At 39.4% G+C, this 24,426-nt stretch carries 28 protein-coding genes; 26 read left to right on the forward strand and 2 right to left on the reverse strand.

The genetic code is table 11. The features are described 5' to 3' along the window. Positions 1 to 14: 14 nt before the first annotated feature. From AC4PHI_RS06880 to AC4PHI_RS07005, 26 genes are all read left to right on the forward strand, one after another. A complete protein-coding gene (locus AC4PHI_RS06880; RefSeq protein ID WP_492199182.1) occupies positions 15 to 650 on the forward strand; it encodes a cobalt-precorrin-8 methylmutase in 636 nt (211 codons plus the stop codon). A 5-nt stretch (positions 651 to 655) separates the two neighbouring features. Then, positions 656 to 1,780: a cobalt-precorrin-5B (C(1))-methyltransferase CbiD gene (cbiD, locus tag AC4PHI_RS06885; protein ID WP_492201554.1), complete on the forward strand. Its 1,125-nt coding sequence runs from the start codon at positions 656 to 658 to the stop codon at positions 1,778 to 1,780. Then, a complete protein-coding gene (locus AC4PHI_RS06890) occupies positions 1,777 to 2,385 on the forward strand; it encodes a cobalt-precorrin-7 (C(5))-methyltransferase (protein ID WP_492199183.1) in 609 nt (202 codons plus the stop codon). Before cbiD ends, AC4PHI_RS06890 begins: the two co-directional genes overlap by 4 nt. Continuing rightward, complete coding sequence (locus AC4PHI_RS06895) at positions 2,375 to 2,932, forward strand: decarboxylating cobalt-precorrin-6B (C(15))-methyltransferase (protein ID WP_492199184.1); 558 nt, start codon at positions 2,375 to 2,377, stop codon at positions 2,930 to 2,932. The genes AC4PHI_RS06890 and AC4PHI_RS06895 overlap by 11 nt, the downstream gene beginning before the upstream one ends. Before the next feature lies 1 nt (position 2,933). Further along, positions 2,934 to 3,683, forward strand: coding sequence for a cobalt-precorrin-4 methyltransferase (locus AC4PHI_RS06900; RefSeq protein WP_492199185.1), 750 nt, complete (start codon positions 2,934 to 2,936; stop codon positions 3,681 to 3,683). Continuing rightward, positions 3,670 to 4,734, forward strand: a complete 1,065-nt coding sequence (locus AC4PHI_RS06905; RefSeq protein ID WP_492199186.1) for a cobalt-precorrin 5A hydrolase — start codon at positions 3,670 to 3,672, stop codon at positions 4,732 to 4,734. Before AC4PHI_RS06900 ends, AC4PHI_RS06905 begins: the two co-directional genes overlap by 14 nt. Continuing rightward, entirely contained in the window at positions 4,734 to 5,459 is a 726-nt protein-coding gene (gene cobJ, locus AC4PHI_RS06910; RefSeq protein WP_492199187.1) for a precorrin-3B C(17)-methyltransferase, read from the forward strand. The genes AC4PHI_RS06905 and cobJ overlap by 1 nt, the downstream gene beginning before the upstream one ends. Then, a complete protein-coding gene (gene cobK, locus AC4PHI_RS06915) occupies positions 5,456 to 6,205 on the forward strand; it encodes a precorrin-6A reductase (protein WP_492199188.1) in 750 nt (249 codons plus the stop codon). Before cobJ ends, cobK begins: the two co-directional genes overlap by 4 nt. Beyond that, positions 6,202 to 7,641 (forward strand): uroporphyrinogen-III C-methyltransferase, encoded by a 1,440-nt coding sequence (cobA, locus tag AC4PHI_RS06920; RefSeq protein WP_492199189.1) that lies wholly within the window; start codon positions 6,202 to 6,204, stop codon positions 7,639 to 7,641. The genes cobK and cobA overlap by 4 nt, the downstream gene beginning before the upstream one ends. Further along, a complete protein-coding gene (locus AC4PHI_RS06925) occupies positions 7,638 to 8,405 on the forward strand; it encodes a sirohydrochlorin cobaltochelatase (RefSeq protein ID WP_492199190.1) in 768 nt (255 codons plus the stop codon). Before cobA ends, AC4PHI_RS06925 begins: the two co-directional genes overlap by 4 nt. A 6-nt stretch (positions 8,406 to 8,411) precedes the next feature. Then, positions 8,412 to 9,110: a cobalt-factor II C(20)-methyltransferase gene (locus AC4PHI_RS06930; RefSeq protein WP_492199191.1), complete on the forward strand. Its 699-nt coding sequence runs from the start codon at positions 8,412 to 8,414 to the stop codon at positions 9,108 to 9,110. A gap of 15 nt (positions 9,111 to 9,125) precedes the next feature. Beyond that, a complete protein-coding gene (locus AC4PHI_RS06935; protein ID WP_492199192.1) occupies positions 9,126 to 9,857 on the forward strand; it encodes an energy-coupling factor ABC transporter permease in 732 nt (243 codons plus the stop codon). Next, positions 9,847 to 10,140, forward strand: a complete 294-nt coding sequence (locus tag AC4PHI_RS06940) for an energy-coupling factor ABC transporter substrate-binding protein (protein ID WP_492199193.1) — start codon at positions 9,847 to 9,849, stop codon at positions 10,138 to 10,140. The genes AC4PHI_RS06935 and AC4PHI_RS06940 overlap by 11 nt, the downstream gene beginning before the upstream one ends. Beyond that, positions 10,127 to 10,804 (forward strand): cobalt ECF transporter T component CbiQ, encoded by a 678-nt coding sequence (gene cbiQ, locus AC4PHI_RS06945; RefSeq protein WP_492199194.1) that lies wholly within the window; start codon positions 10,127 to 10,129, stop codon positions 10,802 to 10,804. The genes AC4PHI_RS06940 and cbiQ overlap by 14 nt, the downstream gene beginning before the upstream one ends. A gap of 13 nt (positions 10,805 to 10,817) precedes the next feature. Further along, positions 10,818 to 11,615: an energy-coupling factor ABC transporter ATP-binding protein gene (locus AC4PHI_RS06950; protein WP_492199195.1), complete on the forward strand. Its 798-nt coding sequence runs from the start codon at positions 10,818 to 10,820 to the stop codon at positions 11,613 to 11,615. A 15-nt stretch (positions 11,616 to 11,630) separates the two neighbouring features. Further along, positions 11,631 to 13,124 carry a cobyric acid synthase gene (locus AC4PHI_RS06955; protein ID WP_492199196.1) on the forward strand — a complete coding sequence of 498 codons (1,494 nt, stop codon included), beginning with the start codon at positions 11,631 to 11,633 and terminating at the stop codon, positions 13,122 to 13,124. 4 nt (positions 13,125 to 13,128) lie between these two features. Beyond that, positions 13,129 to 13,734 carry a cob(I)yrinic acid a,c-diamide adenosyltransferase gene (locus tag AC4PHI_RS06960; RefSeq protein ID WP_492199197.1) on the forward strand — a complete coding sequence of 202 codons (606 nt, stop codon included), beginning with the start codon at positions 13,129 to 13,131 and terminating at the stop codon, positions 13,732 to 13,734. Continuing rightward, on the forward strand, positions 13,709 to 14,152 hold the full coding sequence (locus AC4PHI_RS06965; RefSeq protein WP_492199198.1) for a precorrin-2 dehydrogenase/sirohydrochlorin ferrochelatase family protein: 444 nt from the start codon (positions 13,709 to 13,711) through the stop codon (positions 14,150 to 14,152). The genes AC4PHI_RS06960 and AC4PHI_RS06965 overlap by 26 nt, the downstream gene beginning before the upstream one ends. Before the next feature lie 2 nt (positions 14,153 to 14,154). Continuing rightward, positions 14,155 to 15,447 (forward strand): glutamyl-tRNA reductase, encoded by a 1,293-nt coding sequence (gene hemA / locus AC4PHI_RS06970; RefSeq protein WP_492199199.1) that lies wholly within the window; start codon positions 14,155 to 14,157, stop codon positions 15,445 to 15,447. Continuing rightward, on the forward strand, positions 15,434 to 16,402 hold the full coding sequence (hemC, locus tag AC4PHI_RS06975) for a hydroxymethylbilane synthase (protein WP_492199200.1): 969 nt from the start codon (positions 15,434 to 15,436) through the stop codon (positions 16,400 to 16,402). The genes hemA and hemC overlap by 14 nt, the downstream gene beginning before the upstream one ends. After that, complete coding sequence (locus AC4PHI_RS06980; protein WP_492199201.1) at positions 16,356 to 17,093, forward strand: uroporphyrinogen-III synthase; 738 nt, start codon at positions 16,356 to 16,358, stop codon at positions 17,091 to 17,093. The genes hemC and AC4PHI_RS06980 overlap by 47 nt, the downstream gene beginning before the upstream one ends. Beyond that, positions 17,080 to 18,063: a porphobilinogen synthase gene (gene hemB, locus AC4PHI_RS06985; RefSeq protein ID WP_492201555.1), complete on the forward strand. Its 984-nt coding sequence runs from the start codon at positions 17,080 to 17,082 to the stop codon at positions 18,061 to 18,063. Before AC4PHI_RS06980 ends, hemB begins: the two co-directional genes overlap by 14 nt. Before the next feature lie 13 nt (positions 18,064 to 18,076). After that, complete coding sequence (hemL, locus tag AC4PHI_RS06990) at positions 18,077 to 19,369, forward strand: glutamate-1-semialdehyde 2,1-aminomutase (protein ID WP_492199202.1); 1,293 nt, start codon at positions 18,077 to 18,079, stop codon at positions 19,367 to 19,369. A 4-nt stretch (positions 19,370 to 19,373) separates the two neighbouring features. Beyond that, positions 19,374 to 20,120 (forward strand): hypothetical protein, encoded by a 747-nt coding sequence (locus AC4PHI_RS06995; RefSeq protein WP_492199203.1) that lies wholly within the window; start codon positions 19,374 to 19,376, stop codon positions 20,118 to 20,120. Positions 20,121 to 20,168: 48 nt separating this feature from the next. Next, positions 20,169 to 20,759 (forward strand): bifunctional adenosylcobinamide kinase/adenosylcobinamide-phosphate guanylyltransferase, encoded by a 591-nt coding sequence (gene cobU, locus AC4PHI_RS07000; RefSeq protein WP_492199204.1) that lies wholly within the window; start codon positions 20,169 to 20,171, stop codon positions 20,757 to 20,759. Positions 20,760 to 20,887: 128 nt separating this feature from the next. After that, a complete protein-coding gene (locus AC4PHI_RS07005) occupies positions 20,888 to 21,328 on the forward strand; it encodes a EutP/PduV family microcompartment system protein (RefSeq protein ID WP_492199205.1) in 441 nt (146 codons plus the stop codon). A gap of 149 nt (positions 21,329 to 21,477) precedes the next feature. Here the strand turns inward: AC4PHI_RS07005 and AC4PHI_RS07010 are convergent, their stop codons facing one another. Beyond that, positions 21,478 to 22,581, reverse strand: coding sequence for an oxidoreductase (locus AC4PHI_RS07010; RefSeq protein WP_492199206.1), 1,104 nt, complete (start codon positions 22,579 to 22,581; stop codon positions 21,478 to 21,480). Positions 22,582 to 22,670: 89 nt separating this feature from the next. Continuing rightward, entirely contained in the window at positions 22,671 to 24,065 is a 1,395-nt protein-coding gene (locus AC4PHI_RS07015; RefSeq protein WP_492199207.1) for a sensor histidine kinase, read from the reverse strand. Between the last annotated feature and the right edge of the window lie 361 nt (positions 24,066 to 24,426).

Genomic DNA, 24,426 nt, shown 5'->3' on the forward strand with positions numbered 1-24,426 from the left:
AAAGAGGAGAAACTATGGCTTACATTAAAAATCCCGAAATGATTGAAAAAGAAAGCTTTATTATTATTCAAAATATTATTAATGAAATCGCGCCGGATTATCAGTTTCGCACTAAAGATGAAGAAATGATTATTAAAAGAGCTATTCATACAAGCGCCGATTTTGATTATTTACAAAACTTGGTTTTTACTCACGATGTGGTGAGTGAATTAAAAGATTTCTTCAAAGGGACAGGAACGATTTTTACTGATACCACCATGGCATTGAGCGGTATCAATAAAAGAGTGTTGGATAAGTTAGGAATTGAGTATGAATGTTACATTAGCCATCCGGAAGTTGCCAAAATAGCTAAAGAAAAAAATGTGACCCGTTCCATGGCAGGCATCGAATGGGCAGCACAAAAAAACGGGAAAAAAGTGTTTGTTATTGGGAATGCCCCCACTGCAATCTTTAGATTGCTGGAAATGTATGGAGAACAAACGCTTGAGCCTGTGGCGGTTGTGGGTGCTCCCGTGGGGTTTGTAGGTGCGGAAGAGTCTAAAGAAGCGTTATATGAAAGTGATATTCCTGCTATCGTCACCCGCGGTAGAAAGGGCGGCAGTAACGTAGCTGCTGCGATCATTAATGCCATTCTTTATAGATTGGGGTAAGCATGATAATGGAAGAATTTGTTTCTTACAATGGAAAAAAATTGCGAAAGGGTTATACCACTGGAACTTGTGCAACAGCTGCTGCAACAGCAGCATGTATGCAATTTTTCAAAAATGAAACAGTTAGTGAAATAAAGGTGACGTTGCCAAATGAACAAGAATTGCTAATCCCCATTGAACTGGTGGAAAAGCATCAAGATTTTGCCATTGCAGCGGTTAAAAAAGATGGTGGGGATGACGCAGACGCTACTCACGGCATGCTGATTTATGCAAAAGTCATGGTAAACTCTACCGGGAAAGTTGTGGTTGACGGTGGCACAGGAATCGGCCGCGTGACCCAAGAAGGTTTGTTAGTGCCGATTGGTGAAGCAGCAATAAATCCAGTGCCACGCAAGATGATAAAAAAAAGCATTTTGAATTGTTTGCCTCCAGACCAAGGCGCTGATGTTTTGATTTTTGCTCCAGAGGGAAAAAAAATCGCAGAACTGACAATGAATGGGCGTTTAGGAATCAAAGGCGGCATTTCAATTTTGGGGACGACAGGAATTGTTACTCCTATGTCCGAAGAAGGCTGGAAACAGGCAATTACTATTGAGTTGGAAATGAAAAGGAAACAAGGCCATCAAAAAATCGTTTTATCGCCGGGGAATTATGGCGAGGATTTTGCAGTGGAGCAATTAGGCATAGATACGGATAAAATTGTTTCAATGAGTAATTTTGTAGGGTACGTTTTAAAAGAAGTTCAGCGTTTGGGCTACGAGAAAGTGCTGATTATCGGACATCTAGGAAAAATCATCAAAGTATCAGCTGGAATATTTTCAACCCATAGTAAAGATGCGGATGCGCGTGCGGAAGTGATGGTCGCCAACTTAGCTCTTTTGGGAATGCCTCCAGAGCAATTGGCAGAAGTTTATAAATGCAGTACTACTGAAGCTGCTGGGGATTTAATCGAGAAATATGGTTATGATGCAGTTTATCCGGTTATAGTTGATAAAATCCAAAATCGTTGCCAACGTCTTTTACGTTATCGTGACCCCGAAACAGTTGTAGATGTGGTGATGTTTTCTTCAAAAAGAGGGTACTTGGCTTCAACAAAACCATTGAACAGTTTGAAGGAGGAATGGCAATGATTACCATAGTGGGGATTGGGCCAGGCAGCGGAGATTTTTTGTTTGAAAAAAGTCGTGAACTTGTGAAACAAGCAGATCAGGTAATCGGAAGTGAACGACAACTGGCTATCTTCACAGATATTGATCCTGAAAAACGCAAAATTTTACCTAAAAAATTAAGTGTATTGCAACAGTATCTAGAAACTCATAGTGATAAAGAAATTGTTTTACTTGCTTCAGGAGATCCTTTTTTATATGGGATTGCTGCTTGGTTAGTGAAAAAATTGCCGAAAAACCAAATCAAAATCATCCCCGGGATCAGTTCTATTCAGTATTTGTTCAATGCTGCTAAGGTTTCCATGGCAGATAGCTATTTGACTAGTTCACACGGACGGGTGCCAGACTTTGATTTGATTGCTGGATTAAGTAAAGTAGCTGTTTTGACGGATGAAAAAATCGGTCCTTATGAAATAGCTCAGGAAATATTGCTTCGGGGGGAAAATAAATATTTTTTGATTGGAGAAAATCTGAGTTATCCCGATGAGAAACTGTCTTGGTATTTGGCAAGCGATGTTCCAAAGAAAAAATATGAGATGAACGTGGTGGTGATTTTAGATGAAAGATGAGCTTTTTATTCGAGATAATGTCCCCATGACCAAAGAGGAAGTCCGGGCGATCAGCTTGAATAAAATGAATTTATATCGGGCAAGAAATTTATTGGATGTAGGTGCTGGCACAGGTAGTGTGTCAATAGAGGCTTGCGTGACATATCCCCATCTAGAAGTTACTGCAATCGAAGAAAAAGAATTAGCAGTGGCTTTGATCAAAAAAAATCAAGCAAAATTTTCAGCAGAGAGGCTGACAATAATTAAAAGGAAAGCACCATTTAATTATTCCGGGACTTTTGATGCAATTTTTATTGGTGGCAGCGGCGGAAATTTAACCGAAATTCTTGAATGGTGTTGGGAGCTATTGAATTCAGGAGGCACAATGATTTTAAATTTTATCTTACTGGAAAATATCAGTGAAACACAAAAATGGCTCCAATCCCGGGGTTATAGTCATGAAGAAACCTTGGTACAAGTGAGCAAACAAAAGCCTTTAGGAAAAGGCCGCTATTATCAATCACAAAATCCAATTACCATTATTGAACTAAGGAAAGGCGGCGTTTAAATTGCCAAAAGTACATTTTGTAGGAGCAGGACCAGGGGACCCTGATTTGATTACGCTAAAAGGCTATCAATTGTTGCAAAAAGCAGGGGTGGTAATCTATGCCGGATCGTTAGTAAACCCTGAGTTGTTAAAGTATTGCCAACCCGATTGCCTAATTCTAAATAGTGCCCATATGAATTTGATAGAAATCATTGATGCCATGGAAGCAGGTATCAAAGCAGGAAAACAAGTCGTTCGTTTGCATACAGGAGATTTTTCAATCTATGGCTCCATCAGGGAACAGATCGAAGTGATGACTGAGCGCGGTATCCCGTTTACCTGTACTCCCGGGGTAAGTTCCTTTTTAGGTGCAGCTTCAAGTTTAGGCGTGGAATACACCGTTCCTGAAGTCTCCCAAAGTGTCATTATCACTCGTGCAGCTGGCAGGACACCGGTACCTGAAAGGGAAAGTATCCGTTCCTATGCTCAGCATCAAACGTCTATGGTTATCTTCTTGTCCGTTCAAGCTATTGATCAAGTAGTGGCTGAGTTAGTAGCGGGAGGCTATCCTGAAACAACTCCAGCAGCGGTTGTTTATAAAGCAACTTGGCCGGAGGAAATGAAAGTGACAGGAACGTTGGCAACAATAGCACAACAGGTTAGTGATGCCAAAATTCGAAAGACAGCTTTGATTATGGTAGGAGATTTTTTGGGGGAAGAATTTTACTACTCTAAACTTTACGATGAGAATTTCCATCATGAATACCGCTAAATCAAATAAGGAAAAAGAACTGGTAATTTTCGCCCTGACCGTCAATGGCAGACAACTTGCTTTGAAGTTAGCTGATAAATGGTCAGAACCGGTGATTGTTTTTGTCCCCGAAAGAATAAAAACAGAGGATACTAGAAGTTTTGAAAAAGAAAGTTTTAAAAATCAGTTGCAAGCAGCGTTTGTCAACTACCGAAAAATCATTTGCATTATGGCTGCCGGTATAGTTGTCAGGAGCTTAGCAGAAGTTTTGCAGGACAAACGTTATGACCCGGCAGTGTTAGTGATGGATGAAAAAGGGGACTTTGTCATCAGTTTATTGTCAGGACATTTAGGCGGGGCCAATCAGCTTGCCGAAGATATAGCATGTGTAACTGGCGGACAAGCAGTAATTACCACTGCTACCGATGTACAGGGTGTCCCTGCGATCGATATGATTGCACAGGAAATTTCTGGCTGGTACAACCACTTCAAAGAAAATACTCGTTTTTTTAATCGATTATTAGCCGAAAAAGAGTCCGTTGCTTTGTGTCAGGACAAGGAATATTTACGAGAAACCGATTATTTCACTGTGATTCCGTGGGGCACAGCGCTGGAATCTTTTAATGATTTTGCAGGGAGTATTTTTATTTCCAATCAAAACTTCTTTGAGACACCAACCAATAGTGTGATACTCGTTCCACAAGAGTACGTTTTAGGGATAGGCTGCCGAAAAAATGTTTCTTTCGAGGTAATTCAGGCAGAATACATAAAATTTTGTCAGCAGGAAAATATCCATCCGCGGAGTGTTGCTTTACTAGCAAGTATTGATTTAAAGAAAAATGAAGCAGGAATATTGGATTTAGCTGAATGGCTGGAAGTACCTTTTCAGACTTATTCAACAGAACAATTACAAATGGCAGCTGAAAGATACCCCCAATCTCCATTCGTTAAAAAAACAGTAGGGGTCGGCAATGTTTCCCAAGCCGCAGCAGATTTAGCAAGCAAGGGACAGATGATTTCAGGACGCTATCAGGGAAATGGCGTCACATTCGCACTAGGGAGGAAAATTTAATGTTATACGTCGTCGGTTTAGGACCAGGAGGCAACTCAGATATATCTTTTGAAGCCTATGAAGCATTGAAAAAAAGTGACGTCATCGTAGGATATACCACTTATATGCGTCTAATTAAAGAATTGGTTGGGGAAAAAGAGATTGTGGTAACAGGTATGCGGCAAGAAATCGAACGCTGTCAAAAAGCAATCGATCTAGCTCTTACCGGAAAAATTGTTGCTGTCGTATCCAGCGGCGATTCTGGCGTTTATGGCATGGCGGGTTTGATACTCGAATTAGTGAGCAGACAAAATCTTCTCCTAGAGGTAAAAGTTATCCCGGGAATAACTGCAAGTACTGGTGCTGCGGCACTCTTAGGAGCCCCTTTGATGAATGATTTTTGCCATATTAGTTTGAGCGATTTGATGACTCCATGGGAAATGATTGAGAAAAGACTCCACGCGGCTGCGGATGCCGATTTTGTTATCTGTCTTTATAATCCCCGCAGCAAGGGAAGACCCAAACATCTCGAGCAAGCTTTGAAGATTATGAAAAAGTATAAAGCTGGCGATACGGTTGTGGGCATTGCCAAAGATGTGGGACGCAAAGCTGAAACAACCTATTTGACTACTATCGATAAATTGGATGAGAATTTAGTTGACATGACGACGATTGTTTTGATTGGTAATAAAGAAACATTTATTTACAATAACCAGATGATTACACCAAGAGGGTATAAAGTATGATTTTATTTTTAGGTGGTACTTCTGACAGTCTAGCAATTGCAAAGCAATTAACAATTAAGAAAATTCCTTTTGTTTTTTCAGTTGCGACTGATTACGGTGAGTATGTCGCAAAAGCCAGTTTATTAAACGTAAAAAAAGGACGGATGGATGAAGAGACAATGACTGCCTTCATTCAAAAAGAAAATATTTCGCTAATATTGGATGGCACTCATCCCTTTGCCACATTGGTTTCTCAAACTGCAATCAATGCAGCTGAAAAAACAGGGATTTCTTATGTGCGTTATGAGAGGCCTAGTCTAGATTTAGGAAAGGGACTCCCTGTTCAAAGTATTGAAGAGGCATGCGAACTTGCCTTGACCTACCAAGGAAACATTTATTTGACAACAGGAAGCAAAACGTTGAAAGAATATTTAAAATACTTACCCGTTGAAAGAATAGTGGCAAGAATTTTGCCGACAACTGAAGTGCTTGCTATGACCGAACAGTTGGGATTGCAGGCTCATCAAATCGAAGCATTGAAAGGTCCTTTTTCCCAAGACATGAACCTTGCCTTAATTAAGCACAATCAAGCTGGTGTATTAATCACTAAAGAAAGCGGCACTAGCGGAGGACTAAGCGAGAAACTGGAAGCGTGTGAAAGAATGGACATTCCTTGCATCGTTATCTTGAAGGAGAAATTAAATTATCCGGAATGTTTCAATAGTGTGTGTGAAATTGTGCTGCGTTGTGAGGAGGAAGAAGTATGAGTGGTTTTGTTTCCCTAGTAGGAGCGGGGCTTGGCGATACCGAATTGTTAACCATGAAAGCTTTGAGAAGGATCCAGGAAGCGGATGTGGTAATTTATGATCGCTTGATTGACCCGTCTTTACTAAATGAATGTGCGGCCCATTGTGAAAAAATTTATGTAGGAAAACTGCCCAAGCACCATCCTGTACCCCAGTCAAAAATTCAGTCTATTTTGATTGAAAAGGCAATGGAAAATAAAAATGTGGTTCGTTTAAAAAGCGGTGATCCTTATGTTTTTGGCAGGGGAGGCGAAGAGGGCATAGAATTATTTGAAGCTGGAATCCCATTTGAAGTGATACCGGGCATTAGTTCTTCAATCGGTGGACTAGCTTACGCAGGAATCCCGGTCACTCATCGGGATTATGCGTCAAGTTTTCATGTAATTACTGGTCACTTGAAAGAAGGTGTCAGCTCAATTGATTGGAAAAATATTGCTGATTCAGAGGGTACCCTAGTATTTTTAATGGGAATGAGCGAGCTTGCCAATATTGTGGATGGTCTGATTTCAGCAGGAAAAGAAATAGATACACCTGTTGCAATCGTAGAATGGGCTGGTCGCGGAGGTCAAAAAACTGTCACAGCAACTTTAGAAACGATTGAAACAGAAGCTCAAAAAGCTCAAATGAAACCGCCTAGTTTGATTGTAGTCGGTGATGTGGTAAGGCTGAAAAATCAATTAGCTTTTTATGAACGTTTGCCTTTATTCGGCAAAAGAATTGGTATTCCTTACAGTCGGGGCAAAAGAATGAACCAGCTATTAAAGGATCAAGGAGCGGAAATCATTGAATTAACAAAGCCAGAGTTGACATCTGTACCATTTCACTTTCCACAGCAAGCGTACACTGAGTGGGTTTTTCTGGACTCTTTCAGCTTGGAAAAGTTTGTAGCAGAAATGATAAATTCTAAAAAAAGCTGGCTGGACTTCAAACAGGTGAAATTGCTGACAGTGGGGCATCACACGGAGTTATTGTTAAACAAAATGGGCATGAGAGCACAGGCTTCTTTCCCAGATACTACGGCATTGTTAAAAGCCATGAATCGCTTATCAGGTAAAGCATTAGTGATTGGTGAGGCTTTATTATTAGACCGGCTAAGTGAAACGATTTATGACGACCGATGGGATTTCCTCATCAGTCACCGGGAAACCATTGAACAGATGCCAATAAGTGTTTGGGAAAAATTAGATTATTTATATTTTCCAAGTTCAAAGGCGGCGCGTTTATTTTTAACTTCATTATCTGGTGTGGAACTCAATCTTTTGAAAGCTAAAGAAATCATCGTGATGGGACCCATCACCGCAAAAGTTTTTAGGCAAGAGGGAATACCTGTGAAAGAGACGGATGAGGCAAGTTATGATAGTGTTATTCGATTATTGATAAAGGAGAATGTCAAATGAAAAAAGCCTTGGTTGTCGTTAGTTTTGGTACTAGTTATGTGGAAACCCGAAAAAAAACAATTGAAGTGATGGGAGAGAAAATGAGTTCAGAATTTCCTGAATACGAAATTTTTCATGCTTTTACTTCTAACAAAGTGATAAAAAAAATCAAAGAACAAGAGGGTTTGACAATCCCCACGGTGGCCCAATTGATGTCCAGACTAAAAGAAGAGGGCTTTAAAGAAATCGTGATGCAGCCGCTGCACGTTATCCCAGGGAGTGAATATTCAAAAGCGGTTCACCAAGCAGGACGTTTTAAAAATGATTTTGAATCAATCAAGATTGGTAAACCCTTATTGACGAGCTTTTCAGATTTTAAAAAAGTTCAAGACTGGTTGGAAGACTTGGGACAAGAATTAAAAACAGGTGAAGCTTTGGTACTGATGGGGCATGGCAGTCAGCATAATGCGTTTACAACTTACGCATGTCTGGACCACTTGTTAATCGAAACGCCTATCTATGTTTGTGCCGTGGAAAGTTATCCTGAAATTGAAACAATTATCCACCGACTTCACCAAGACAATATCAAAAAGGTGATCTTGACTCCACTGATGTTAGTTGCCGGAGATCATGCTGTTAATGATATGTCCTCTGATGAGAAAAATTCATGGAAGAGTCAATTGATAAAAGCTGGTTTTGACGTAGATGTTTTATTGAAAGGCATGGGGGAATATCCAGCTATTCAAAATCTTTATATCGAACATGCCAAAGAGCAAATGGGGTGAATGAAGATGGCAAAATTTTACGGTATCGGCACTGGACCGGGAGAATCCACATTGTTGACAATCAAAGGTAAAGAACGACTGGAAACTATTGACATTTTATATGTTCCGGAAGCCAAAAAACAAGGAAAAAGTTTAGCATTAGCCATCGTTGAGCCGTACTTACCCAGTGATTTAGAAATCAGGCAGCGTCATTTCCCAATGACTAATGATTTTTCAGAAAAAGAATCAGCCTGGAATAAGATTGCCGCTGAAATTATTGAAGAAGTTCAGTCAGGCAAAGATGTGGGGTTTGTTACTTTGGGAGATCCAATGGTTTACAGCACATATAGCTATTTATTGGATAGAGTAAAAGAAAGTATTGAAACAGAGACGATTCCGGGTATCTCTTCTTTCTGTCATATTTCCAATCATCTGCAGATTCCCTTGGTGCTGGATGAAGAAACATATTCTGTGGTACCAGCGACCGCTTCAAAAGAATTTTTAGCAAATGCTTTAGATTATTTTTCAACCATTGTTATCATGAAAGTAGCAGTGGCGCTGCCAAAAGTGCTGGAGGTTTTAGCAGAACGTCAATTGTTAGAAAAAACGGTGTTAGTCAGCAACAGTTCTCTTAAAAATGAGCAAATTCATAGAAATGTGAATGATCTGCATCCTGCTGATAAATTGTCATATTTTTCAACGATGATTGTTTATAAAAATCGATAGAAAAGAGGAATATAAATGAAAAAAATGATTTGGGGCATAGTTTTTGTTTTATTAGTATCTTTTATTATCCCCGGGAGAGCACAAGCTATGCATATTATGGAAGGTTTTTTGCCAGTTGAATGGTGTATTTTCTGGTTCGTCGTATTTGCACCATTTTTCGTCTATGGTTTGATGCAGATGAAGAAGGGAATTGAAAAAGACCCTGAAAACAAAGTCTTATTAGCGTTGAGCGGTGCGTTTATTTTTATTTTGTCCGCCTTAAAAATACCATCGGCAACAGGTTCGACTTCCCATCCAACAGGCGTTGGCTTAGGTACTGTTTTTTTTGGACCAGGAGTTGTCAGTGTCCTCGGAACAATTTGTCTGCTCTTCCAAGCAATCTTTTTAGCCCATGGCGGTTTAACGACTTTAGGGGCTAATGCTTTTTCAATGGCAGTCGTTGGTCCCTTTGTTGGTTTTGGCCTGTACAAATTATTGCGCAGACTTTCAGTGAATCATTCTGTCAGTATTTTCCTCTGTGCATTTGTTGCAGATTTATCCACTTATTTGACAACTTCCCTTCAACTGGGAGTTGTGTTCCCAGACGTTTCTGGCGGCATACTGGCTTCGGTAATGAAATTTATGGGAATATTTCTGATGACTCAATTGCCTATTGCAATCGCTGAAGGTCTGTTGACCGTAGTCACATATAACTTGGTGATTTCAAACGTAACAATCAACAAGGAGGCGTTTTTAAGTGAAAAATAAACATACTAAAACAAATATTTTAATGCTGTTGGCAGTGATTGTCTTAGTTGTTGGTGCATTGCTTTTTAATAAAAGTGGTGCATTTGAGGGTTCAGATGGTGAAGCGGAAAAAGCCATTACTGATATTTCACCAGATTACAAACCTTGGTTTGAACCGCTTATCGAACCAAAAAGCGGAGAGATCGAAAGTTTGCTGTTCACTTTACAAGGCAGTTTAGGTGTGGGGATGATTACGTATATTATCGGGTACTATAAAGGGAAGAATAAAAATGCTGTCAATTGATCGCATTGTCTACAATAACCGACTCATTAATTTAGCACCACAAATTAAAGGCAGTACTTACCTTTTGCTACTATTAGGGATGTTGATTAGTCCACCTATCGTGCAAATTTTTGGGATAGTACTGATTAGTGGTGCAATCATTTACACGTCAAAAATCACAGTTGTCCGGTATCTTAAATGGCTGATGATACCTGTGCCTTTCTTACTAGTGAGTTTTATAGTTATTTTATTTACTTTTTCACCAGATAAAAATGATTTGCTGCTCAGTGTCAAGTTCGGCAGTAATTATTGGGGACCAAGTTTTGCTTCATTATCAATGGGCACGAAGTTAGTAGTCAGATCTTTAGCTTGTTTAGTTTGTACCCTGTTTTTTTCTGTGACTGTTCCTTTTCAGCAGATTTTGGGACTATTCAAGCTATGCCGTGTCCCTGTTTTTTTAATTGAAATAACCATGTTGATGTATCGATTTATATTTATTTTATTGGAAGAGGTTAATTCAATTTATCATATTCAGAATTTAAGATTTGGTCATCAAAGTTTCCAGTCAAGATACCGTTCCACAGGTCTACTGTTACAGTTAGTGATGAAGCAGAGCTTAGAGCGTTACCAGCAAATGACTGTCGCACTAGAAATAAAATTTTTTAACGGAGATTTCCCGATTTAAGAGGAGGTTAACAATGATCAACATCGAAAATATATGTATCAGTTATAATCATGAACATGATGCATTGAAAAATATTTCTCTTAAATTAGGTGAAAGAGAGGCAGTTGGTGTCATTGGTGCAAACGGTTCGGGAAAATCTACATTATTTTTAGCAATGATGGGGCTGCTTAAACCAAAAACTGGAAAAATCTATTTCAAAGGGCACCCACTTGGTTACAGTAAAAAAGAACTGATGAGTTACCGACAGGAAGTGGGAATGGTTTTTCAAAATCCTGAGCAGCAAATTTTTTATTCCATTGTAGAAGAAGATGTGGCTTTTGCTTTAAGAAATTTGAATTTTGAAGAGGACGAGATACAACGGCGATTGGATGAAGTGTTTGACATACTTGAAATACAGCATTTGCGGAAGCAGCCCATTCAATATTTGAGCTATGGTCAGAAAAAACGAGTGGCAATAGCCAGTGTGCTGGTTTTAAAAACGAAATGGGTTTTATTGGATGAACCTACTGCCGGTTTAGATCCAGCGGGAAAAAAACAGATGATTACCGTAATCAAAAAATTGATTCAACAAGGAAAAAAAGTGGTTTTATCTAGCCATGATATGGACTTGATGTATGAAATATGCAATTATTTTTATATTCTTAGTCAAGGCGAGATAGTAGCAGAAGGAGATAAGCGACAAGTTTTCAGAGATGCCGCACTTCTTAAAAAAGCTAAACTGGAACAACCTTGGTTGGTAAAAATTCACCAGCAACTTAACATACCATTATTTGAAAACGAAGAAGCTTTTAATCTCTATCAAGCAAAGTAAGGTGAGGAGAAAAAGATGACTGGAAACATAATGATTCAAGGGACCACTTCAGATGCAGGTAAAAGTATTGTGGTAGCGGGACTATGCCGTATTTTATTTCAAGACGGTTTAAAAGTGGTTCCTTTTAAATCACAAAATATGGCGTTGAATTCTTATATCACTGCTACTGGAAAAGAAATGGGTCGAGCTCAAGTTTTTCAGGCAGAGGCTGCAATGATTGAACCTGATGTCCGTATGAATCCTGTCTTGCTGAAGCCAACTTCCGATCGAAAATCTCAAGTGATTTTCAATGGGGAAGTTTTAGCTGACATGGATGCCGCTGAATATCATGAATTTAAACCGCAATTAGTTGAAAGAATTCGTCATTTATACCGGGAAATTTCTGCCGAAAATGATGTGGTGGTGATTGAAGGAGCTGGCAGTCCGGCAGAGATTAATTTAAATAGTCGGGACATCGCTAATATGGGAATGGCTAAAATTGCAGATGCACCGGTGATTATTGTTGCGGATATCGACCGGGGCGGGGTTTTTGCATCAATTTACGGCACAATCGAATTACTGCAACCAGAAGAACGTCAACGGGTGAAAGGTATCATTATTAATAAGTTTCGCGGCGACAAAAGTTTACTGGATTCAGGTTTGCAAATGATTGAAGAGTTGACGGGCGTCCCTGTCATTGGAGTGATTCCATATTTGTCGCTGGCAATTGATGATGAAGACAGTATGGCATTAAACAAAGTAAACCGCCGTTTTAATGAGGCTAAAGCAATCGACGTGGCGGTGGTTTGCTTAAGTAAGATATCCAACTTTACTGATTTTAACAGTCTGGAAATGGAATCAGATGTTTCAGTCAGGTATGTTTTTTCAAAAGAAGAAATGGGCTTGCCTGATTTATTGATTATTCCGGGCAGTAAAAATACTGCCGTAGACAACTTATATCTGCAAGACACCGGTTTGGATAAAGAAATTTTAAAAGTAAGGGACGCCGGTAAGACCATTATTGGAATTTGCGGTGGTTATCAGATACTTGGAACTAAACTTCATGATCCTGAACAGATAGAATCCAGTTATGGAACACTCCCCGGTCTTGGTATTTTGAAAACTGAAACTTATTTCAAGGAAAATAAAACGACTACGCAAGTCGTTGCCATAGCAGATGAAACTCCACTGCGAGGTTATGAAATCCATATGGGTGAAACTGTTTTGAATGGGGAAAGTCCCTTTGCGCAAATCATCGAAGAAAATGGTTCGCCTTGTCAGCGTTTTGACGGAGCTGTGAGCGAAGATGGTCGCGTTATCGGTACATATCTACATGGATTATTTGACGATAGTCAGTGGCGTCACCAATTTTTTAACCGACTGCGTCAGAGAAAAGGCTTGGCTACTCATCAGGAACGGGCTCCTTCATACGATGATTTTAAAAATAATGAATATGATAAATTGGCGGCAACCCTGAGACAACATTTGGACATGACAAAAATTTATCAAATTATTGATGGGAAAGGGTGAACCTATGTCAATCTATACTAGAAGCGGTGACAAAGGCTATACGGGATTAGTTGGCGGCACACGTGTAAAAAAATATGACTTAAGAGTAGAAACTTATGGCACGGTAGACGAGCTTTGTTCCGGCATTGGTTTTACAATTTCATTATTGTCCGACGATGACCCTTTAAAATCCGAATTGACGATAATCCAGCAAATTGTCTTTGATTGCGCCAGCGATTTGGCAGTGCCGAGAGAAAATCGCCCTTATAAAGTTGTGGCGGAAAAAAGCTCATTTTTAGAAGAAAAGATTGATGAGTACTGGCAACAGCTTCCGGAAATCAATCAATTTATTTTGCCGGGCGGAACTACACTGGCAAGCTCTTTGCAACTGAATCGGACGGTGACCCGGCGGTGTGAGCGTTTGGCTGTTAAGCTTGGCGATAAAGAGGGGTATGTCAACAAGGCAGTTTTGATTTTTTTGAACCGTTTATCTGATTATTTTTTTGCTGCGGCTCGCTGGGTGAACTACCAATCATCAGAACAAGAAATCTTGCATCATAACAGCCGTAATGTTTTTTCGAGAAAATCGAGAAAGAGGAAAAACGATGTATCCAATCATGCTAAAACTTAAGGATAAACCGATAGCGGTTATAGGCGGCGGTAAAATTGCGGCGCGGAAAATAAAATTTCTTTTGGAAGAAGAAGCGAAAATCACTGTGGTCAGTCCTTCTCTCCATCCCTCAATCAATACGGAGAAAGTCAAATGGTTAAAAAAAAGATATGAAAAGAAAGATATCAGAGAGGCATTAATTATTTTTACATGTACCAATCATGACGAGGTCAATGAGCAAATAAAACAAGATGCAGATCCGAAACAATGGGTCAATGTCACGAGCAATAAAGAGCTAGCTGATTTTTATAATATGTCGGTTTTCAAGTACCAACAGATGACGATTGCTATTTCTTCTGAAGGCGTCTCCCCTTTGAAAGTCAAAAAAACCAAGGAAAAGCTGCTTGAATGGTTTGAAAAAGAAGAAGGTTGTGATTAGACATGCATATTTTGTATATTGGTCTGACTTACAAAAAAACGCCGGTCAGCTTACGGGAGAAATTAAGCTTTTCTGCAGAAGAACTGGCTTTAGCAAATCAGCAGTTAAACGAAACAAAAAGTGTGTTGGAAAATGTGATTTTAAGCACATGTAATCGAACAGAAATCTATTGTGTGGTGGATCAACTGCACACGGGACAGTACTATGTAAAACACTTTTTAGCAGATTTTTTTCAAATAGACTTCTCGGAAATCGCATCTTATTTGGAGTTTAAAGAGGATATGAACGCTGTCAGTCACTGTTTCAGTGTAGCTTGCGGGATTGATTCCATGGTAATCGGTGAAACTCAAATTTTAGGTCAACTCAAGCGGAGTTTTTTTATAGCGCAGCAGTTGGGAGCAACCGGAACGATTTTTAATCATTTATTCAATGAAGTGATTGCTTTTTCCAAACGGATCCATACTCAATATGGTTTAAATGAGCACTCGGTATCTTTAAGTCATTCAGCCTTAAAACTGGCAGATGCTAACGGAGGAACAGAAGGAAAGCATTTATTCATTGTGGGGACCGGGGAAATGGCACAATTAGTCCTTAAAAATACTGCTAATTTTTCTTTTAAACAAGTGACGGTTTTTAACCGCACCTTGTCTTCAGCCAGAGAGTTAGTTAGTAAATATTCACCAGATTTTAAGGTTAAACCATTGGAACAGCTAAAGGATTCATTGGCAAAAGCAGATGTTTTAATCACTGCAATTACCGTCCACCAGCCGATAATCAAGTCAAGTGATTTCCAATCACAGATTAATGTTGATGACAAAGAGCTTCTCATGATTGACCTTGGTTCGCCCCGGAATATTGCCGTTGAGTGCGGCGATTTAGAAAATGTGGCTTTAATGGATCTTGATGATATTTATAGTTATGTAAAAGAAAATCAAGTAGAACGTGAAAGTATTAAAAATCAAGTCCTCCCTGAAATCGAAGAAGCTGTCAATAAATTTGATGAATGGGAGAAACAATTGGGAATCATTCCAGTGATTAAAAAAATAAGAGAGCAAACCTTGGCGATTGAAGAAATGGCTATGAAAAGTCTATTACAAAAATTGCCTCTACTGGATGATAGAGAAACTAAAATTATTCGCAAACATATGAAAAGTATCGTCAATCAAGTTTTACGGACCCCTATCAAAGAAATCAAGGAGTTATCAATTCAAAAAGATTCAGCTTCAGATATTTGTCTGATACAAAAAATTTTTGGCGTGGATGTAGAAAAAGGAGAAGGTCATGAAAATCATTAAGGTAGGCACTCGCGGCAGCAAGCTGGCAGTAACACAAACTAAATTGGTAGTCGAAGAACTCCAGAAACAAGTGACTGACATAAAAATCCAAATTGTGGAAATTGAAACTAAAGGTGATAAATTAGTCAGCCATAGTTTAACAAAAATTGGCGGACAAGGAGCGTTTGTGAAAGAGCTTGAAAATCAATTACTGGCAGGAAATATTGATTTTGCTGTCCATAGTTTAAAAGATTTGCCCACAATACTGCCAGAACAACTGACGATTGGTAGTGTATTGAAACGGGTAAATCCTTGTGATTGTTTGATCACAAATTCCGCTAGTCAGACTTTGGCGGATTTACCCATCGGAGCTAAAATAGGCACCAGCAGTTTGCGACGTCAAGCTGAACTTTTAAGAATAAGACCTGATTTAAAAATTTTACCTTTACGGGGGAACGTGGACACTCGACTCAAACGTTTAAGAGAAGGCAACTATGATGGGATTATTTTAGCCAGTGCCGGTTTAGAAAGGCTGGGGTTAAAGACACCTAGTTTGCATTTTCAAGAGTTACCTTTGAACGATTTTTTACCGGCGATTGGACAGGGTGCGTTAGCAATCGAGTGCCGCAAAGCGGATCAGCAAATATTGAATCTGATACAGCCGTTGACAGACCCATCAACTTTGGCAGCTATTCTGGCAGAAAGAGCTTTTTTACGTGGGATGGATGGTAGCTGTACGTTTCCAATCGGTGGTTTTGCCGAAGCAAAGAATGATCTGATTCAGGTAACGGGTATGATTGCAAGTATCAACGGGCAGAAAGTCCTAAAAGAAACAGTCATCCATCCAGCTGCCGAGACAGCAGGACAGTTATTGGCTGAAAAACTGATCGAACAAGGTGCTTTTTCTTTAATAAAGGAGTGTCAAAACTATGTCAAAAACACTAGTCTACACACGTCCACAAATGTGCCCCATTGAAATAGTGAATGCTTTGGCTAGAAATAAGATTGACGTTGTTCATCTGCCGATGATTCAAACAATTTCTTTGCCATGGACTTTGACAACCCCGCTTAGTTCTTTTGACTGGCTGTTTTTCACAAGTGTCAATGGGGTTAACCGTTTTGACTTTTCAAAAATAATTTCAGAAATAAAAATTGCTGCTATCGGTGAAAAAACAGCGGAAATCTTAGAGCATTTCGGGCAGAAAATTGATTTCATGCCGCAAAAATTTGACTCAGAAGATATGGCAGAAGAATGGCTCGCCACCCAAGCTTCCCCGAAAAAAATCCTATTGCCCACCAGCTTAAAAACACGACAGGTTTTAAAACAAGAACTGGAAAATGCCGGCCATTTTATTAAAGAAATATATTTATACGACACAATTTTTCCTGACTCGTCATATAGGCCGACAGTTGAGCTGATAAAAAAACAAAAGATAGATTTTCTTGTATTCTCAAGCCCTTCAGCATGGACGCATTACTTTTCGATTTTACAAAGCTGTCAAATGGTTCCAACAGCTGAGCAGCCTATTATTTTTTCGATCGGACCGGTGACTACCCGGAAAATTGTTGAAACGGGATTTAGGGTGGATTATCAGGCAAAAAAATATACTATGGAAGATGTCCATAAGATGTTATTAAAGGAGTTAGTTGATGATGCAAGAATTTAGCCGTCATAGAAGATTACGATCCAGCAGCTCGATGAGAGATCTTGTGAGAGAAAATGAACTGGCGTTAACCGATTTGATTTATCCGCTTTTTATAAAAGAAAAGGGAAAAACTGAAGAAATCAGTGCTATGCCAGGCATTTATCAATACACTTTGAATGATTATTTGGAAGAATTAAAGATTTTAGTTAATTTAGGTTTGAAAAGTGTGTTGTTGTTTGGCATACCGGACAGTAAAGATGACAAAGGCAGTGGTGCTTACGCCGAAAACGGAATCGTTCAACAGGCGATCCGCTTAGGTAAAAAGAAATTCCCGGAGCTGCTCTTCATTGCGGACACGTGTTTGTGCGAGTATACTTCCCATGGCCATTGCGGTATTTTAAATCATGATAGGGTAGATAATGATGCCACATTGCCGTTATTGGTCAAGACAGCTGTCAGTCAAGCTGAAAGTGGCGCCGATATAATTGCACCTTCCAATGCTATGGACGGTTTCGTCTTAGCCATTCGGGAAGGGTTAGATCAGGCAGGTTTCAGTCATATTCCGATTATGTCTTATACTGTTAAATATGCTTCAAGTTTCTACGGACCATTTCGCGAAGCGGCGGAGTGTGCACCGAAATTTGGTGATCGGAAAAGCTATCAAATGGATCCTGCGAACAGTCGTGAGGCGTTGAGAGAATTAACCAGCGACTATCATGAAGGAGCTGATTTTTTTATTGTCAAACCAGCTATGTCGTTCTTAGATATTGTAGCTAAAGCCAAAGAACAATTTCAGATTCCAGTGGTCTGTTATAATGTGAGTGGAGAATATTCTATGGTCAAAGCGGCAGCACAAAATGGTTGGATTGATGAGCCTGCTGTAGTGGACGAGTTATTGATCAGTATGAAGCGAGCCGGAGCGGATTTGATTATTACTTATTTTGCTAAAGATATTGCGTTGCGGAAATCAGCAAGGAAAGAATACTATTAGGAGGAAACTGGGAATGAAATATCTTCAATCGGAGTTAGCGTTTGATGAAGCGGTTAAAAGATTACCTGGAGGAGTTAATAGTCCTGTCAGAGCTTTTAAAGCGGTTGGACGCTCACCTGTTTTCATGGCAAAAGGACAGGGGGCTTATGTGACAGATGTGGACAATAATACTTATCTTGATTATGTCCTGTCATATGGTCCGCTGATTTTAGGTCATGCTGATACAAAAGTGATTTCTGCAATCCAAGAGACGGCAGCTAGAGGAACGACCTTTGGGGCACCAACTCTATTGGAAACTAAGTTGGCAAAATTAGTGCAAGAAAAAGTACCAAGCATGGAACAATTAAGAATGGTTTCTTCCGGGACGGAAGCTACCATGAGTGCTATCAGATTGGCGCGGGCAATTACCGGCAGAGATAAGATTATTAAATTTGACGGCTGTTATCATGGGCATAGCGATTCATTTTTAGTAAACGCCGGGTCAGGTGTGGCTACTTTTGATATCCAGGGATCACCCGGAGTACCAAAAAATCTTAGCACGGAAACCCTGAGTGTTCCTTATAATAATTTGATTGCGACAGAAAAAGTCTTTCAGCAGTTTACTGATGAAATCGCTGCAATCATTGTAGAGCCGATTGCTGGCAACATGGGATTGATTCCCGGTGAGGAAGAATTTATCCATGGTCTACGAAGACTCGCAGACGAATATGGAGCATTACTAATTTTTGATGAAGTGATGAGCGGATTGAGATGCCACATCGGCTCAGCACAATATCTTTACCAAATTAAACCAGATTTGACAACTCTGGGAAAAGTTGTGGGCGGCGGTTTGCCGGTGGCGGTTTTTGGCGGAAAAAAAGAGTACATGTCCTTTGTGGCACCGGAAGGGCCTATGTATCAAGCAGGCACACTTTCGGGCAACCCTTTGGCGATGGCAGCCGGTATTGCAACTTTAAAGCAACTGACGCCAGAACTTTACCAGCAGATGAATTGCTTGGCAACCCGATTGACACAGGGGATAAAAGCAGCTGCCGAGGAATTCGGTCTGTCGATTCAAACTTGTGTGAGAGGAACCATGTGGGGGTTTTTCTTTAGTGAAACACCGGTGAAAAATTTTGCAGATGCTAAAAAATGTGATCAGGCGTTTTTTTCATCTTTTTATCAATTGTTGCTGGAAGAGGGCGTTTATCTTGCCCCGTCCATTTTTGAATCAAATTTTATTTCCAGTAAGCATACAGAGGTGGATATCAAAGAAACTGTCAGTGCGTTTAAACGAGTTTTCCGACAATTGAAGCAGGGGAGGTAGTCTGATGAAAAGCTTAAATTACCGGGATCTGACAATCATACCTATTTCTAAAAATAATCATCTGGTTATTGCCTGCGACAGCAGTGCTGGTCTTGGCGAGAAAAAATATGACCAAGTAGCCATCTCACCAGGAATAGTGGCCCGCTTTTGTATACGAGTGCCGTTGATGGAGTTGTTTTGCGTTGGAGCAACTCCGCTGGCAGTATTTGACACGATCGGAAATGAGTATTTGCCAACCGGAAAGAAAATGATTGCAGGGGTAAAAAAAGAATTACTTGCGGCTGATCTAGGAGACATCAGCTTGAACGGCAGTACTGAAGAAAATATATCAACCGTGATGACAAGCATGGGAATTACTGTTATAGGTAGAAAAGATCAAATGACTATGCCTAAAATTTCAGCGGGCGATTATTTGCTGCAACTTGGAAAACCCTATGTTGGTGAAGAAGTGATTACTCATCTGGAAGATATTTTTGACTATCAATTAATTAAACAACTTTATCAGCGCACAGAAGTTGTTGATATGATTCCGGTTGGCTCAAAAGGGATTGCTTTTGAGGCTGGTTTATTGGCAAAAGACAACAGATTGTCTGTAGTTTTTAATGATGAGACTCAGGAGCTTAAAAAATCAGCTGGACCAGTGACGGTAATATTGTTGGCGGTCAACTCGGAAAGTTCTGAAGATTTAAAAAATGATTTCCCCCAGTTGAAAATAATCGGACGATTCGTTAAAAAAGGTGATTCAATATAAAAAGACTACAAGGTGAGATTTCAAATAGAATTGCTGGGAGGCGATTAGATGGCATATACATTGGTGACAGGCGGAGCCCGCAGCGGCAAATCCTCTTTTGCCGAATCTATTTGTAAAGATGAAAAAAAAGTATGTTACATTGCTACAAACGTGGGGCATGATGACGATCCGGAAATGACAGAAAGAGTTTTAAAACATCAACGTCAGCGTCCAAATGACTGGCAGACAGAAGAACGGTTTTTAGATGTGGGGGATTTTTTAAAACAAAATGATTGGGCTGATTTTTTTTTACTAGATTGCAGTACCATGCTGACCACAAATCTATTTTTTCATCTGCTGGCAGAAGATGCCAGAAAAGTAGGAAAGACAATTGCTCAGCAGATAGAACTGCTGGATGAGCCGAAAAAGATGCACTATGAAACGCTAATCAGTGAAGAATGGCAAAAAATCATCGAGTCAGCTAAAATGATAAATAAAGAGTTGATTATTGTGGCAAATGAAGTGGGAATGGGGATTGTACCAGAAGATAGTTTGACGCGCTGGTTTAGAGATGTCTACGGGAGAATCAATCAGCAGCTGTCAAGGGACGCAGAAAATGTGTATCTGGTGGTGACCGGTATCCCGCTGAAAATCAAATAATCAAAATTTTGATTTGGTATTCTTTCAGCTTTTATATTCATGAATCAAAAGTCTTTAGACTTTTCTTGAAAAGGTGTATTCTTTGGGATGAAGACTTGAATAATTATTGTAGAAATGTAGGGGTTGAAATGAAAAAAATAATATTTATGGGTGAAAGTGGTTCAGGGAAAACCACATTGTCACAGTGGCTTCACAATAAAGAACAAAAATATCATAAGACACAGCAAGTTTATTACATGGATGAGGCAATAGATACTCCAGGTGAATTTATGGAAAATAAATTTTATTACAATGCGTTGGTAAGTGCGGCAGTGGAAGCTGAACAAATTGGTTTTGTTCAAAGTGTCAATCAAACGCAAAATTATTTTCCCCCCAGCTTTTCCTCAAGGTTTACGCGACCAGTCATTGGCATTATCACGAAAATTGATCTGGCATCGGATCGACAAGCTGTTGATAAAGCAAAAAATTTACTTAAATTAGCAGGAGCGCAAGAAATTTTTGAAGTTTCAGCGGTCACGGGAGAAGGTTTAAGTGAATTGGAAGGTTATCTCTTTCCAAATAGAAAATAAATTAAAACCTCCAGTGTGAAGGTGTCCTAAAGCATTCTTTAAAGTTAGACGAAACTGTAACTTTAAGGAGCGACACCAAACTGGAGGTTTATTTTCTTAATTGTTTCTGACCATATCCTCATCTTAGAGTATCTGCAATTTTTAATAAGCTATTTTATTGCAGAAGTATACCAGTCAAAGCTAGTTTCAATACTTTGCCACAATAAGGGAGAAATTTCTAATTTTTGTCTATTACTTTCGGTCAGCTCAACAATTGGTGCCGAAATAGAGTTAGAACCCAACATTTTTTTGCCCCAATTAGGTTGGAGAACAAAAGGGCGGCAAGCAGAAACACATGGGATGGTCGTAGAGATTACCTGATGTAAAACAGTTTTATCATTCAGATTCCCGCACAAGATGATGGGAGTTTGCTTGACTAGCTGTTTTATTTGTTCAGCATTGGCTAGTTCTATCAGCTTTAACTTGTTTCCTTGAATTAAATGAAAGTAATCCAAATTGAAAGCATCAAAATAATTCAGACAAGCCAAAGTTTCTGTCACGCTTTGAGAAAGCTCAACCTCATTATTTCCTTCCTCCAGTGAGAGTCGAAGCCCTAGTGCAAAAGGGGACGTGCTATTTTTAGCAATAGTTTGTTGGAGGGTTTTGATTAAAATTTCCAAAAAATAAAAACGTCGGGTGCGGCTGCCGCCCCATTTGTCAGAACGGTCATTCCACAGGGGGGAAATAAACTGCTTAACAAGATAAGAGTTGGAACCATGAATCTCGATACCGTCAAAGCCAGCTTTGATAATTCGTCTGGCAGCTAAACAATAATCCAATATAATCTTTTCAATCTCATGGTCAGACAGGAGCGATAAATCAGTTTCAGGAATATTTAAACGTGAAGCAGCTAGTCTGCTGACAGAAGGGACAGCTTTGCCAGTATGGTAAAAATGAGAGAAAGCGCCCCCATGGTAAATTTGAACGATTGCCTTAGCCCCGGATTGCTTGATTGACGCTGCTAAGCGGGAAAGTTGAGGGACATGAGCATCTGAACTTGCACCGAGACCGTATTCATAAGCTTTACCTTCAAGAGAAGTGTAAACCGATCCGACGATGATAGCTCCCGCATCCTTATTTCTGAGCTGATAATAGCGACTTTCTGCATCAGCCGCAAGGCCACTTTTACCACTGGCAAAAGTAGTGACCGGTGCCACGATCAGTCTGTTTTTTAAAGTCAGACCAGAAGAGAAAGTCACGGGTTGATTTAACATTTCCAAGCCTCCTTTAGTCAAGATAGATTCTTTTAACGTCTAAAATCGTCTTTTGACGTGATATGTCAAACTCCTTTTTACGAGAAATCTCAATTGTATTTAAATTTAATATCTGTCATTGTTCCATGCTCATTGGATTCGATTGTTAGTTCACCTTTAAGTTTATCAAAAACATAACTTTTAATGATTTCCATACCAAACGAGCCTTCTTTTTTGACCGTTGTATCATATCCGATGCCGTTATCACGTACAAGCAAGTGGAGCCAGCTATTTTCCATACTATATATTTCCAAACTTATTTCACCAGTTTTCAGACCCTCAAAGGCATGATCAAAACAGTTTTGAACCAGCTCATTTACCACTAAAGAAACAGTCACTGTTAAATCACTTGGCAGTAAAATCCCTTCCTCAATATCTGAGCTGATAGTAATCAACTGTTGATCTGTATAACCTCTGCGAAGATTATTGATTACCGTAAATAACACCTGCTTCAGTTCGATATTATCTTCAAGTTGCCGTGACAATAATTCATGAGTGCTGGCAATTGCCATGATGCGGTTCACACTGTCAATCAAAGCTTTTTTCGCTTCTTCAGAAGGTGTCATCCGACTTTGAATACGCAGCAGGGAGATCACGGTCTGCAAATTATTTTTAACACGGTGATGGATTTCCCGAATCGCCACGGATTTGTCAACGATTTCTACATCCCGTTGTTTTAATTCAGTGATATCTAGAATCAACATAATGAACGCACCGTCATCTGAAAAAATATATTTGATTTCAAAATAAGAATTGTGGAAAAAAACTTCTTTCATTAAATCGTCTTGTAAACTTGAAGAATTAATCAAATAATTGATATGTTCGAAAGTCGAAAAATCAATCGATAAGTTATCATAATGCAGTCCGATGATTTCTCCGAGATAACCAAAATCTCTGTACATATTTCTGGCGATGGCATTGGCTTTTATCAGTGTACCGTTATTGTTGAAATGGAGAATGCCTTGTTCGATTTTATCGATCAGGTAATCAGAACCATTAAAACTTTTCTCTGCATCCGGCAAAGTGAGCTGTTCGACACTTCCCTCAAATTTTTCTTCGATGATCAGCACAGCAATATTTTTTTTATTGTTACGAATTGGATAAACAATTTGTCTGATATTGATGCCGTCCGGGGTTTTCCCAAGGAGTCCAACTGAATTCAAGGACGTTTCATAGCTGCGGTAAATCGCCGGCTCATTTTTTCGTTCCATCCGTTCCCCTAAAATATTCCGCGAATATAATGATTCCCCTTCAAGAGGAGGTCTTTGAAAAACAACGATAGCTTCTCCTGTCGTAAAATCGAAGACATCAATAAAAACGTCCACATTTGGGTATGATTTATTCTCGATAATTTTATGAGCTTGAATTTCTATTTCTTTGATATCTTTATCTGACAACAGTGTGTGATTTTGGCACAACTCACGAATTCTAAGTTTATTTTTCACCGGGTTATCCTCCAATCGAAAAAATAAGACAATGAGCTCCACTTCTGTGAAGACATCATTGTCTTTGCTTTGCATTATAGCATAATTAACTGGCCGCTTCAATTTTTCAAAACGAATAGTGAATATTTTTTTAGAAATTTGACAGAGTATCAGCCCTTCATAAACTTGTGAGCACTTTCAAAATCCGTTGACATATCTGATGATGTGTGATAGGCTTTTTTTAGGATTTATAAAATATGAATACAATAATTTCACAATGACGTGTAATGACTTTTGGACGAGGCTGTCTTTCTTTTGGAAGGGATAGTTTCGTCTTTTTTCATTAGAAATCATGTTTTAATGTCTGAAGTCGCACATCTGA

The sequence above is a fragment of the Vagococcus sp. QWL-13 genome (assembly GCF_058683555.1).

Coding starts and splice junctions, on each gene's coding strand:
- AC4PHI_RS06880 (WP_492199182.1), top strand. CDS start 15: ATGGCTTACATTAAAAATCCCGAAATGATTGAAAAAGAAAGCTTTATT.
- AC4PHI_RS06890 (WP_492199183.1), top strand. CDS start 1,777: ATGATTACCATAGTGGGGATTGGGCCAGGCAGCGGAGATTTTTTGTTT.
- AC4PHI_RS06895 (WP_492199184.1), top strand. CDS start 2,375: ATGAAAGATGAGCTTTTTATTCGAGATAATGTCCCCATGACCAAAGAG.
- AC4PHI_RS06905 (WP_492199186.1), top strand. CDS start 3,670: ATGAATACCGCTAAATCAAATAAGGAAAAAGAACTGGTAATTTTCGCC.
- cobJ (WP_492199187.1), top strand. CDS start 4,734: ATGTTATACGTCGTCGGTTTAGGACCAGGAGGCAACTCAGATATATCT.
- cobK (WP_492199188.1), top strand. CDS start 5,456: ATGATTTTATTTTTAGGTGGTACTTCTGACAGTCTAGCAATTGCAAAG.
- cobA (WP_492199189.1), top strand. CDS start 6,202: ATGAGTGGTTTTGTTTCCCTAGTAGGAGCGGGGCTTGGCGATACCGAA.
- AC4PHI_RS06925 (WP_492199190.1), top strand. CDS start 7,638: ATGAAAAAAGCCTTGGTTGTCGTTAGTTTTGGTACTAGTTATGTGGAA.
- AC4PHI_RS06930 (WP_492199191.1), top strand. CDS start 8,412: ATGGCAAAATTTTACGGTATCGGCACTGGACCGGGAGAATCCACATTG.
- AC4PHI_RS06935 (WP_492199192.1), top strand. CDS start 9,126: ATGAAAAAAATGATTTGGGGCATAGTTTTTGTTTTATTAGTATCTTTT.
- cbiQ (WP_492199194.1), top strand. CDS start 10,127: ATGCTGTCAATTGATCGCATTGTCTACAATAACCGACTCATTAATTTA.
- AC4PHI_RS06950 (WP_492199195.1), top strand. CDS start 10,818: ATGATCAACATCGAAAATATATGTATCAGTTATAATCATGAACATGAT.
- AC4PHI_RS06955 (WP_492199196.1), top strand. CDS start 11,631: ATGACTGGAAACATAATGATTCAAGGGACCACTTCAGATGCAGGTAAA.
- AC4PHI_RS06960 (WP_492199197.1), top strand. CDS start 13,129: ATGTCAATCTATACTAGAAGCGGTGACAAAGGCTATACGGGATTAGTT.
- AC4PHI_RS06965 (WP_492199198.1), top strand. CDS start 13,709: ATGTATCCAATCATGCTAAAACTTAAGGATAAACCGATAGCGGTTATA.
- hemA (WP_492199199.1), top strand. CDS start 14,155: ATGCATATTTTGTATATTGGTCTGACTTACAAAAAAACGCCGGTCAGC.
- hemC (WP_492199200.1), top strand. CDS start 15,434: ATGAAAATCATTAAGGTAGGCACTCGCGGCAGCAAGCTGGCAGTAACA.
- AC4PHI_RS06980 (WP_492199201.1), top strand. CDS start 16,356: ATGTCAAAAACACTAGTCTACACACGTCCACAAATGTGCCCCATTGAA.
- hemB (WP_492201555.1), top strand. CDS start 17,080: ATGCAAGAATTTAGCCGTCATAGAAGATTACGATCCAGCAGCTCGATG.
- hemL (WP_492199202.1), top strand. CDS start 18,077: ATGAAATATCTTCAATCGGAGTTAGCGTTTGATGAAGCGGTTAAAAGA.
- AC4PHI_RS06995 (WP_492199203.1), top strand. CDS start 19,374: ATGAAAAGCTTAAATTACCGGGATCTGACAATCATACCTATTTCTAAA.
- cobU (WP_492199204.1), top strand. CDS start 20,169: ATGGCATATACATTGGTGACAGGCGGAGCCCGCAGCGGCAAATCCTCT.
- AC4PHI_RS07005 (WP_492199205.1), top strand. CDS start 20,888: ATGAAAAAAATAATATTTATGGGTGAAAGTGGTTCAGGGAAAACCACA.
- AC4PHI_RS07010 (WP_492199206.1), bottom strand. CDS start 22,581: ATGTTAAATCAACCCGTGACTTTCTCTTCTGGTCTGACTTTAAAAAAC.